Source organism: Paenibacillus sp. FSL L8-0435 (assembly GCF_037965655.1).
Classification (GTDB): domain Bacteria; phylum Bacillota; class Bacilli; order Paenibacillales; family Paenibacillaceae; genus Paenibacillus.
This window is the reverse complement of the sequence record NZ_CP150185.1, coordinates 2836322-2849856: the sequence shown is the minus strand read 5'-3', so window position 1 is coordinate 2849856 and position 13535 is coordinate 2836322. Positions and strand designations below refer to the sequence as shown.

2 protein-coding genes are annotated in these 13535 nt (G+C 47.5%); one reads left to right on the top strand and one right to left on the bottom strand.

Annotated elements, in window-relative coordinates; all coding sequences use genetic code 11:
* Positions 1 to 8: 8 nt before the first annotated feature.
* Positions 9 to 1250 (top strand): cytochrome P450, encoded by a 1242-nt coding sequence (locus NST33_RS12755; RefSeq protein WP_221819614.1) that lies wholly within the window; start codon positions 9 to 11, stop codon positions 1248 to 1250.
* A 72-nt stretch (positions 1251 to 1322) separates the two neighbouring features.
* Here NST33_RS12755 and NST33_RS12750 read toward each other — a convergent pair whose 3' ends face one another.
* Positions 1323 to 13529: an SDR family NAD(P)-dependent oxidoreductase gene (locus tag NST33_RS12750; RefSeq protein ID WP_339308083.1), complete on the bottom strand. Its 12207-nt coding sequence runs from the start codon at positions 13527 to 13529 to the stop codon at positions 1323 to 1325.
* Positions 13530 to 13535: the final 6 nt, after the last annotated feature.

Genomic DNA, 13535 nt, shown 5'->3' with positions numbered 1-13535 from the left:
GAAACCACTTGTCAATACCTGTCATTGATGTAAATGATCCAACCACATTCTATAATGAGAACTTCTTCGGTAATCCGTATGACGTGTATCGACAGCTGATTCAGCAAGGCGAAATTCACAAAGTGAATCTGTATGGAGGACTTTGGTACATCGGTGGATATGAAACCGTAAACAAGTACATTGCAGACCCACGCATTTCCCATAACACGGCACAACAATATTGGGCAGTCCAGTTTTCGGAGCAACAGCTCTATGGAATTCTGGAGTTTATTCGTCTGTTTTCAATGTGGATGTCCCTTCAGGATGGCACTTCTCACATCAGATATCGCAAAATGTTAACCCAGGCCTTCTCCGTGTCGGTCAAAAATCTGGCTCCCTACATTATGGATCTGATCGACGACTCTCTTGATGAAATGGAAGGAAAAGAAGAGGTGGATTTGATTCGGGATTATGCTTACCCGCTTCCCACCAAAGTCATTATGAAACTACTGGGTCTGCCTGAGGAACAGTATGAACGTGTGGCCGAATGTGCAGATAGTCTCGTTCACTTGTTCGGTTCCATGACGGTTACATATGAGGATGTCACGCGTGCACAAAATCTTTTGGTTCTGTTGACTGCCTATTTGACAGATGTGATTGAAGAACGAAAAATACATCCTCAGGAAGATTTTATTACTTATCTTATAGAAGCAACTGATGATGATGGTGTGCACCTGACAATTGAAGAAATTCATGCGCAATGTGCCATGCTGCTCTTCGCCGGACATGAGACCACACGTAATCTGATTGGGAATGGCATGTTTACACTGATGAAACATCCGGAACAACTTCAGAAATTGAAAGACTCTCCAGGTCTGATTAAAAGCACCATTCAGGAAGTCCTTCGCTATGAAAGCCCTGCACAGATTACCGTAAGAACCGCCCTTGAAGACATGGAAATTCTGGATCAGCAGATTAAAAAGGGAGAATTGATCATGTTCTGCTTCGGTTCAGCCAATCATGATCCGCGAAAATTTACCGATCCTCATCTATTTGATATTGAACGCAATGAAGCGCGAAATCTGGCCTTTGGTGTAGGAATTCATTCTTGCATCGGTGCCCAGTTGGCGATGATGGAAACAGAGATTGCCATGAGCCGCCTAATCGCAAGGTATCCTCATATGGAATGGATTCAGGATGAGCCCGAATGGCTTCCCAATGTAGGCTTTCGTGGTCTTCAACGACTGCTTGTCCGCTTGAACAATAGATGACCATTATGTAAGATCGTAAGATCATCAAAAAAAAGCGTCGCTCATTCATGAGCAACGCTTTTTTTGATGATCTTATTTAATCTGGTTTTTGGAACTCTTGCGTGGGACTCTTACCTTGGTACTTTTTTTGAAGGATTGAATGTCTTTTTCCGTAACCCCTTCACTTGAATACAACTGCTTGCAGAAAGCACCTATTCGATCAGAGCTTGCGGGATTGGACAACAGTAACATATGGTTGGATACATCGATGTCAAACAAATTAAAATTCGGAATGTTCTCCGCCCATATACTCCAATAGGTTGAGTTGTTCAGTTCGATGCAATCTTCCTCCGTGACAAAGTAAGGCTCAAGTTCACCAAAGAAGTGTCCGCTTTGATTGCGGAAATAATAACATGCCACAGCATCTCGATCTGCAAGCGATTGAACTTGGTACTGATCTGCCTGATATGCCTGCTGAACCTTGACACATTGCTCAATGAGCTGCTGTAGATGCTTCTCATTTTTGAAAAGCCCTCTGGATTCCGCAATTTCTGTTAAGTGTTTAAGAAAATCCTCATTACTTAGTTCCATATTGATTTCATCGCGGTGAATTAACGTGTCTGCAATTTTCTCCGGTTGATGAAGAATCGAAGACATTAGCGACATATTCACGGATTGTAAAATATAACCTTTGTCCGACGAAGTCATTTCGTCTTCATCAGAGAGATGGATGGAATCGAGCATCACCACGCTGTTTACCTGGTCACCCTGATTCTGAAGTAACCTGCACACCTCATATGCAATCAGGCCGCCAAGAGAATAACCGCCAAGATCATATGGCCCTTCCGGCTGAACGGTTTTTATGACATGCACATAATACATTGCCATGCCTTCGATCCCATATAACGGAGAGCGGTCAGTCGTCCAGCCTCTTGCCTGGATCCCGTAGAAGGGCCGTGTACACCGGGATGCAATAACCTGATAACCTTCCACCCCACCCATTGCGGCGTGAAACCAGAAGATGGGTCGACCTTCAGAAGCATGATTCAGCCGAACAAGTTCGGGGAATTGTGACCATGACTTAACAATCGAATTCAAAGTACCATTTGTCTTCTCCTCCGGTCCGGTGACGATAAAACTTGTTGGCTTGCCCTGAAGCGTAGGGGTCTGATTTATTCTGTCTGTCAGACTTGCTATGATGTCTGCCAAAGTCAAACAATGTTGCAAATCTGCTGCATTGATTTCAGGATTCAGCTCGGTTTGCAATCGTTGAATCAACTGAATAAACACGATGGAGTCCATTCCATATTGCACAAGAGGTGTTGATTCCTGAATCTCACCGCTTTCCAAGCCAAGCAGATTCAGGATGATGGCTGTGATCCTGTGTTCCAGTGATGTATTCCCGGCTACATCTATACTGGAATCAGGAGCTCCTTCCTCCAGGCTGGAAACGACTACAGATTTAGCATGAGCAAGAGTATGAGTAAGGTCAACCCAGCATCTTCTCTTTTCAAATGGATACCCAGGCAATGAAATGATTTGAGCAGGCTTTCCTTCATACAGACCTTCCCATGAAACGTTGCCTCCTTTGGACCAATACAGTGCAATTTTATCAAGGCTGCCATCAGCCATGAAAGCTCTCAATATTTTTTCGCCAGCTCTTCCTGACAACAGCTCCTTCACTGCCGAATCTTCTTCTGCCCTTCCAGTAAACATCGGACAAGAATCAACCCAGTTTTTATTTGGCTTTTCCGCTTTCAAAAACTTCTTCAGCCCTGTAATGAGCTCTTTTTTATGACTCACAATTAGAGCCAAGCGATCCGGCATCGCTTCTCTGCCCACTTGTAGCGTGTACGCCACATCCCTCAGGCTCATCTCGTTATTTAATATGACTGTATTCAGGAGTTGCTGCGCAGCGGCCTGCAAGCGTTCCTTGTTCAACGCCGATAGAATGACAACTTGGGCCACCGAATCTTCGCTCACTGCATCATTTTGCTCTGTTTCAGCGGCTACGTACTCTTCGATAACCACATGTGCATTTGTCCCGCTGATGCCTGTGGTGCTAATCGCTCCCATTCTTGATACATTCAACGACGTTCTCCACGGTCTGTTTTCTTTATTGATATTGAGGTTGCTGCCCATGCTCATGTTGATATGCCGATTAGGCTCTTCATAGGAATGCAAAGCCGGAATTGTTCTATGCCTCATGGCCATCAACATCGTTATGAGGCTAACCAAACCGGATGCCGCAAAGGTATGTCCGATTAAAGGTTTTACGGAACCAATCGCCACGGATATGTCCTGATCGTTGTAAGAACCATATACGTTGGATAATGCCTGCATCTCAATTGCATCTCCTATCGGTGATCCCACACTTTGCGACATGATGAACTGCACGCTACGTGGATCAATCCGATACCGTTTGTGCACCATTTTCATCAACTCTGCCTGTGACTCAGGATCAGGCGAAGTCAATCCATTGGTTCGTCCGCTGTAATTAACACCACTGCCTCTAATTGTGCCATAAATATGGTCTCCGTCCCGAATGGCCTGTTTCAAAGGTTTGAGCACCAACGCGGTCACAGCCTCACCAGGCACCATTCCGTTAGCATGTTCGTCAAATACGCGGCACTGGCCATCGGGGGATAACATGCCTGCCCGATGGAGAGCTGTGTGCAGCATGGGAGACAGTATCAGACTCACAGCCCCGGCCAAGGCTGTGTCGCACTCTCCGCTCCTTAACGCCTGACACGCCTGATGAAGAGCTACCAGCCCTGAAGAACATGCGGCGGTGATCGCCATATTGGGCCCTTTCAGATCCAGAACATATGCAATACGGGCCGCAAGTGTGGCATTTTGATTACCGTTAATCGATCCTTTCTCTGCTGTCAAATAACCATACTCGCCTTCTTCAACCCCAACGTATACCCCACAATTCTGGCCACGAATACGATCCCCCATATAACCGGCATCCTCCAGAGCATGCCACGCCTCTTCCAGAAACAGACGTTGTCTGGGGTCCATCATCGCTGCTTCGTTCGGTGAAATCTGGAAAAACATCGGATCAAAACGATCGATATCCGCCAAATAACCTCCCCATGCAGGAATATCAGCATCCTTATTGGTTACATCCTTCCCGCCTTCTGAGGTCCAACGACTGCGGGGCAATCTCGATATACATGAAGAACCTGATTCAACATTTGTCCACAAATCCTCGATGTTGCCTGCCTGCGGAAACCTTCCGCTCATGCCGATGATGGCTATAGGTTCTTCCCTGTGAAGTTCAGTAGGTTCAGGGACAGGATGATCCATTGATCCGTCAAGCTGCTCCATTACAGATGGATTGGTGTTTCTGTCTGTATGGGAGTGATCCTGTATTTGTGTTGGATATGCGGTTGACATCATGCTGTACCTTGCTTCCATTTCTTCGGAAAAGGATGTGATCAGATGCTGCGAAAGTCTGTTCAGGGTGCCATGTGCAAAAAAGACGGTCGGTGACAATTCAAGCCGGAATTGCTGGCTCATAAGCTCAGCGAATTCTGCCAGACTGATCGAATCAAAACCATAATCCGCCAGATTCCGGTCTGGGTCCAACTTGGTTGCTTCCATTTTTAACAGTTGGGCAGCCCAGTCTCTCAGTTCTTGCACTACACATTCCTGTAAAGTCTTCCTTAATGGTGAATGTGAATTCCTTATTTGGGCCTGATCCTGCTTTGTCGCTTTTATGCGCAATCCAGGGGAAGACTGCTTGGAAACCGGCATGTCCAAGCCCAAAAAACGATGTATCCGGCTTGCCCTTCCCGCCAGAGCAAGCTGATGTGTACCGGATTGTCTGATCACCTGATCAAAAAAAGCGATCCCCTCATCCTTTTCCAGAAAACGCAATCCACTTGTTCTCAGATACATGTCCGTACCTTCTGACGTTCTGGAGCCCATTCCACCTTCTCTCCAAAGTGGCCATAAAATGGCGATTGTACGAATATTCTGATCCTGCATCTGGGCGTACGCCATCTGAAAACGATTGGCCACAGCGTAGTCACAGGAACCAAAGTCCCCCAGCAGCGCCGACGAGGATGAAAAATAACAACGAAAAGCCAGAGGTTCGTTTTGCAATGCTTCCTCCATCACAAGTAATCCTTTAACCTTGGGACGTAACACTTGATCGAACTCTTTTATGCTTTTGGACAGCAAGGTTCCCTGACTTTCCATTCCGGCGGCATGGACCCATCCGTGGATATCGCCACATTGCATTTTTGCGGATTCCAGAGCCGTTGTTACTTCCGCCGCTTCACTCACATCTGCCTGAACATATATGACCTTATTGCCATTTTTTCCAAGGTCCTTGAGCAATTGCCTGTTCATCTCATCCAGCGGAGATCGCCCCATCAAAACAAGATTGATTCCCTTTGAAGCCCAGACTTTTGCGAAAATAACACCCAATCCGCCAAGTCCACCAGTAATCAATACAGTCTGTCCAGGCTTCGGATAAAGGGTATACTCATCAGCATGTTCCGTTAAATCAACTTGCTTCATTCGACTTACCAAACGACGTCCATGCTCAAAACGAACACTTTGTGGCGATTCCGATAAAAGTTCATCCCACAGCAGGTTCGACAGGTCCGCAAATGCCAACATATCCGAGTTCTGTCGTGCCTGCGAGCTGCATACGGTTAATTTCGTCTTCTTCATACTCAGACTTATTGAACGTTCAAAGCCAATCCATGAGTCGAGGTAACACTGATCCAGCGCAGTGGCATGTTCTCCAGCCAGTAAAATACGTTTGGGTTGTATATTCTCCATAACCATCGCTTGGATCATGTGTACAATCGGACTTGTATCACGTAAATATTGGGCATCATCAAACGGCCACAGATACAGAACCGCATCAATATGATCTCCTTGCTTGGCGATCACGCGAAATTGTTGACAGTATACTTCCCGATCCATTTCCCCTGCCTCCAGGCCTGTTTCTTCAACAAAATAGACCTCGGTATCTGGACTGCGGCGAGCCAACATTTCGCGAATGATGGACTGTTTGTTTTTATCGGATAACAGACATATCAGTCCCCTGACATTTTCTCTGTCCAGCTTGGCCGAATCTGAGTCAAGGTGAGCGGATTCTTCCCAAATTTCCTGGAAAGAAAAAAGTTCCGTTGCTTCTTCCGATGGTACGTGCTGACTCTCAGAAACAAATTGTTGTCTTTCGGCCGGGGAACCCGATTCGAATTTTTGGGCGAACTGATACGGCACCCAATACTTTTCCTTAGCAAATGGATACGTGGGCAAGCTTAACCTGGAAGGTTTATCTTGATCATCTTTATATAAATGCTCCCAACGAACCGGATATCCCTTGGTCCACAGATCCAGCACCTTTCCATAGGAACCGTTTTGCATCCATTGGTTTACGATTTCCTCTGTGCCTTCGTCCATGTTAAATAATAATGCTTCTTTGCCACCTTGCAGACCCGCTTGGTACATTAAACCTTCTGGTAGTTGTTCCATGCCTCCATCCAGTGCAGCGCTCAACTTTTCCTTCAGATCGGCGATGCCGGAAGTCAGCACACCCAACCGCTCCTCCATCGCATTACGTCCTACTTGTAACGTATAGGCCAGATCGCGGAGATCAGTATCCATATATGAATCGTACTGCAATCTCTTCAGCAACAAACGAACCTGCTCCTGAAGCTCACCTTTATTCCGTGCAGACAGAACAATCATTGTCGGATATTCAGGTGCCGCTGAGTGATTCGCCTCTTTTTTATCCAATTTTCCCGTATACTCTTCAAGAATGACGTGAGCATTGGAACCGCCAAAACCAAACGAACTGACCCCCGCTCGTCTTGGCATCGCCTTTCCGTCCGCGTTTGTAATCGGCTTCCATTCTTGCAGATCACGAACAAGGTAGAACGGACTATCCTCCAGTTCCACGTAAGGATTCACTTCATCCAGATGAAGATTTGGAGCCAGTTTTTGATGTTTTAATTGCAGTAGCACTTTGATTACACCTGCAATACCAGCAGCCATCTCCAAATGTCCTATATTGCTTTTTACCGAGCCTAGTCCGCAATGCGCCTCACCCATTTGTCTATCCCCTGTGTGTTCATACAGATTCCTAAACGTCGCTTTAAGCGCATTAACCTCGATCGGATCGCCCAAAGGAGTGCCTGTGCCGTGTGTTTCAATATAACCTACCGTTCTCGGATCAATTCCCGCTTTTTTGTACGCTTCAAATAACAATTCTGTCTGAGCTTTGGGGTTGGGTGCCGTTAATGAATTGGCGCGACCTCCATGGTTTTCGTTTGTTCCACGGATAACGGCATAGATATGATCTCCTGCTTCCTCGGCATCCTTGAGAGGTTTGATCATCAACATGCCGACCCCTTCACTTCGAACATATCCATCAGCCTGAGCGGAGAACGTTTTACACCGACCATCACTGCTCAACATACCTGCCTTAGTTAAGCTTATATATCCTTCGGGTGTCAAAATGGTATTAATACCGCCTACAACGGCTGCATTGCAATCCCCGTTCCTCATCGCCGTGACTGCGCGATGGATCGCAACCAGCGAACTGGAGCATGCGGTTTCAATCGGCTCGCTCGGGCCATGGACGTTAAGAAAATAACTCATCCGGTTCGGTCCAACCGAAGGTACAATTCCCGTGGACGTATAGCTATCCATAGCCATGCCTGAAGACGCGATGAGATTGCTGTATCCCGTACCAGCCGTTCCCACAAATATGCCCAGCTTGCTGCCAGATAGGCTTTGCGGAGCATATCCGGCGTCTTCAATTGCTTTCCACACATACAGCATTAGCAGCCGCTGCTGCGGGTCCATAAGTTCCGCCTCACGGGGAGAAATACCAAAGAATCCGGGATCAAATTGATCCACACCCTCAATAAACCCTCCCCAGATCATGTCGAGCTCCCCAGTCTCGTTAAAAGAATCCTTTTGATAAGCATACTTTTCCCGCCGAGACCGAGGAATTTCCGTAATGCAATCCCGCTGGGCTGCCAGATTGTCCCACAGCTCATCTGGGTCAGCAGCCATCGGGAAAATACCACTCATGCCTACGATTGCAATGCCTTGATCCTCCATGACGTTTGTTGGCTTCACCCTTCCCACGCCCGAGGCATGTTTACTTGTAAATTGTCGGAAAACAAGAGGTTCAGCTCGTTCAGTCCCACTCTTTGCTTGTGTGGGAACCATCTTGGATGAGAATCTCGTCAAAAATTGTTGTTGATAGGTACGTGTTACATATTGCGAGAAGGCTTGCAGCGTCGAATATTCAAAAAACAGTGCCGGGGTAAGACTCATGTTGAAATTCTCGTTAAGTGTGTTGGTCAGTTCCGTCAGCATGATGGAATCAAGTCCATACTCCCCAAGTTCAACCTCGGGATCAATGTGTGTAACCTGCACCTTAAGAAGTGACGAAATCATGGAAGCCATCGTTTCCCTGACCTTATCTTCAAGCCAGGCTGTATCCGTCTGTTCCTCTGGGATTGCTTGCTGTCCCGCATTCCGTGAGTCAAGAGCATCGGGGGAAGACAAAAACTTCTGTCTCAATCGAGTCACTTCACCTGCCGCAACCAGTACCTGACTTCTTCCACTTGCCAACGCCTGATACAGGGCTGCCGTTCCTTCTTCTTCACGCAGAGGATGCATGCCCGTCTGTTTTTTCAAATTGCGTAATTGCTGTTCATTGATCTGCATACCTCCCGATTCCCAAAGAGGCCAGTTCACCGATAACGTTTGTCCGGTCCGCTCTCCTCGGTGGACAAGCGTATTGCGATAAGCAGCAAAACGATCCATGAAAGCATTGGCAGCCGCATAGTCTGCCTGTCCAATGTTTCCTGTCACACCTGTACCGGAAGAAAATAAAATCATGACATCCAGGTCATCCCTCCGTGTTGCTTCATCCAGATAAACCGTCCCTGCAACTTTGGATGCCAGCACCTCTCTGCACTCTGCACCTGTTTTATTTTCAAGCAGACGGTCCCGGGTAATGCCTGCGCCATGCAGAATGCCGTTTACTTTCCCATACGTATGACGGACCATCGCCAGCACTGTCTGAACTTTTTCTTCATCCGCTACATCCATGGTCAAGTATTGAATGTGGGCAGGCAGTTCCTGTATCCTCTGCCTGACGGCAGTTGGCAACGCTGGAGACCTGCCCGTCAAGATGATCGTTGTCCCGGTCGCCTTGAATGCGATCTCCTGTGCAAAAATGGGTCCAAGACCACCGCCTCCTCCAGTAATAACGTATACGCCCCCATCTTGCCACGGATGGGGGGGCAGATGCTCATGGCCTTCTCGATTAGAACGCTCCCTGATGGAACTCACTGCCTCGGTGGATACATCCTGAACCAGTTCCTTCCATGATGCACGGTACAGTTGATTCTCCATATATCGCAAGTGATCCTCATTCGGCAAATTTGCACAGGACTTAAGCCGCTCCACCCATTGTTCCAGTGACGTATCACGCTGCATTTCAATAAGCTGGCAGCGTACCTGCGGATGTTCAAGCTGAACGGTACGGAGCAGGCCAGACAGCCCTGTCCACAGTCTGGATTGTTCTGCATCGTCAGGTATGACAACCTGAATGAATTTGCTTCCTTCATGACGAAGGCTCTCACCATCTTTGAACTGCTCCAGCAGGGCAAGCACATATGCTTCGTAACGTTGTACAAGGGTTCCTGCTGAACCGAGTTGTATCAGGGAAACCCCTGGCATTTCCTGTTTCAACATTTCGGTCATCGTGAAATTTGTCAACTCACCACACAGGATAATCCGGTGTTCGCTGTATGAAACCGGTACGGAAGAAGACATGCGGTTTGGGGCCGTTTCCCAGTGTGGCTCCAGAAGGATTACGCCTTCTACCTCGGGCATACTCACGGTGACTTGTTCCATCCAGATCAGAACCTGACCAGCGTCATTGGCTATGGCTACGTCCAGTCTAAGATCGGATCTAACCGCTCCAGTCGAATCATGATGTGGCGGCGTGCCCAGGCGAATCCATACCCAAACAGGTTGCCCATCCTGCAAAACCTCCAAGGAATGGACTGATTTTATGGTAATGGCTCCCCCGAGGTTCACTTGACCCTGTTGCCCACAGAGTTCACATAATCCAACTTGAATGACGTCTTTCAGCATTTCTGGATCAATGAACATGTTGGTAGATCTTGTAGTTTCTTCGGAACTGGAGATGTGTAGCAGTACTTCTCCATTCCCCTTATAACTTTGTTTCACACGGCCCGTCGTCTGTCCGCCAGACCATACATTGTCTGCGTTCAATGTAGCTGAGTTGAAATCCAACTCACACCGCTTGCGTATAACTTTCAGGTCAAACCTTGTTAGGTCGTAGGCAGAGCTTTCCGGTCTGGAGACTCTTCCCGTCGTTAATAACTGCCGTTCCTTTTTGTCGCCAGCACTGCTGATTTCGAAAAAAAGTTCTTTATGATCTTCTTCAGGGTAAATTTCAATTTGAATCTGTAATGGAAACGCCGTGTTCGGGATGTTTGTGTCATGCTGCACCCACTTCACATCGGATAATCTGAGCTTCATAACCGATTGCCCATCCCCGTCTGACGACTCCATGGCATGCTGCGCCGCCACACGAGCCATTTCCATACAGGCTACATCGGGAAAAGTCCGTTTGCCCGATGTAGCAGAAGTTTGCAAAAATGACTCGGTTCCAGTAAAAATGGAGCTATAGCGCTGTGAGTATAAATTAGAAATGTTACTGTGTAGAAGGGGATGCAGAACCCCTGCCGAGTTCGAATATTCATCTTCGAATGGCCGCGGCATTCGGGAATCAGGGATCGGAACCCAATACTTTTCTTGGGCAAACGGATACGTTGGCAGACTGATTCTGGCTGGTTTCTTCCCATCATACAGAGCTGACCATTGGACAATGAACCCTCTTGTCCAGATCTCTGCGACTTTGCCCAGCTTGCCACGCAGGTACCACTTATGGACCAGATCCTGCATTTCCTCATCTTCTGTTAGTGACAGGAGTGTGTCCTTGCGTTTGGCTTGCCCTCTGTACGTTTCAATCCCGTCATGACCTGTGACTGCTCCTTCATGCATGTAATGAGTCAGGCCAGTCGCCAATTCAGCCATAGTCCTCACAATCAGTGCCAATCGCTCCTCCATAGGCTCGCGTCCGATCTGTAACGTATAGGCCATATTAGCCAAATCGTTCTCTGCATACTTTCCTTCACGCAAGGCCTGAAGCAGTAAATTCACTTGTTCACGCAATCGTGCTTCGTTTCTGGCGGACAACACTACGATCGCAGGGTGTTGTCCGGGGATTTCTGTTGTATTTTTTTCATGATTCTCCCGATTCGGAATATACTCTTCCAAAATGATATGTGCGTTCACGCCGCCAAAACCAAAGGAGCTCACTCCCGCACGTCTAGGCATTTCCCTGCCATCGCTATCTCTCGGGGCAGCCCACTCTCTTGTTTCCCGCACAATATAAAACGGGCTGTTGTCCAATTGGACATAAGGGTTAATATGATCCAGATGCAAGCCTGGCACGAGTTTACGATGCTTCATCTGAAGCAGTACCTTCATGACACCCGCCACACCAGCAGCCATCTCAAGGTGTCCAATATGAGACTTTACAGAACCCAAACCGCAATGCGGTGTTCCAAGCGGTTCATCTCCTGATTGACGAGCCAGCTCTTTAAAAGCGGCCTTCAGCCCATTCACTTCAATTGGGTCACCCAGAGGTGTCCCCGTTCCATGGGTTTCGATATAACCAACGGTTCTTGGATCAATATCGGCTTTGCGATAGGCCTGGATCAATAGGTCAGCCTGTGCTTTCGGATTAGGTGCCGTTAAGGAGTTGGCCCGTCCACCATGGTTCTGGCTTGTACCCCGAATCAGCCCATAGATGTGATCTCCCGCTTGTTCTGCATCTTTCACCCTCTTTAGCATCAGCATGCCGACACCTTCACCGCGAACATACCCATTAGCCTGTTCGGAAAAGGTTTTGCAGCGCCCGTCTTCACTCAGCATCCCTGCACGGTTAAAGCTGATGTGCCCTTCCGGGGTCAGGATGGTATTAATACCGCCAACGATGGCTGCATCACAATCCCCATTTCTCATCGCTGTTACTGCCCGATGGATAGCAACTAGCGAGCTTGAACAAGCCGTCTCTATCGGTTCACTTGGACCATGTACATTCAGAAAATAGCTCATTCGATTGGGTCCTACGGATGGAACAATTCCGGTTGAGCTATACCCCTCAATAGCCATTCCGGAACGGGAAATCAGACTGCTGTATCCCGTTCCGGAGGTGCCCACGAATATACCCAGGTTACTTCCAGACAAGCTTTGGGCAGCATAGCCCGCATCCTCAATGGTCTTCCATACATAGAGCATCAGTAGACGCTGCTGTGGGTCCATAAGTTCCGCTTCCCGCGGGGAGATGCCAAAAAATGAAGGATCAAATTCATCTACACCATCTATAAATCCGCCCCATTTAATGTTGGTTTTATTCGATTCCTTTAGGGGATCACCATAAATGGACTTCCAATCCCAGCGTGACAATGGAATTTCGGTGATACAGTCTCTTCCTTCGATTAAATTTTCCCACAGCGCATCCGTATCCTGTGCCATCGGAAACCTTCCTGTCATGCCTACGATCGCAACAGGTTCAAACGTTGTTATCGCCTTGTCTGCTCGCTGAAAGGTTGGAGAGTTTCTTTTCTGAGCTTGATGAAAGCTTTCATCATTTACGGAAGTTCCAGCATTCTCAGCGTTCTCATACTGGTGAGCCATTTCAAAATTTTCGGATGACTTAAATCTGTTCTTCATTGTGGACTCAGACGAAATATGTGTTTTCTGGACATCTCCTGCCGAGGCAGGAGATGTCCACAGTTCTGCAAATTGATCAACATAAGTTTCCAAAGCATAGTCTGTAAATTGCGCTAACGTTGAATGTTCAAAAAAAACGGCCGGGGTCAGATTCAGTCTGTAGTTCTTGTTCAGGGAGTTACTCAGTTCGGTTAACATAATGGAATCAAATCCATACTCACTGAGCTCCACATCGGCTTCAATTTCCTCCGGTCGTACCTTCAATTGATCAGCCACAGCCTTAGTCAACATTCTGCGTGTCTTTTCATGTAACTCGGTATCAGCCTGAAGCGTGTTCCCGGACTCCTGAGACTCGCCGGAAGTCTGGGTGTGTTGATTTTGCGCCATTAAAGAGGTTAGTTGATTGGCAGCATCTTGCGGATTTAGTTTACGTGTTCTGATATCATTGTATATTTGATACAAGTCGTCTTTCATCCGATC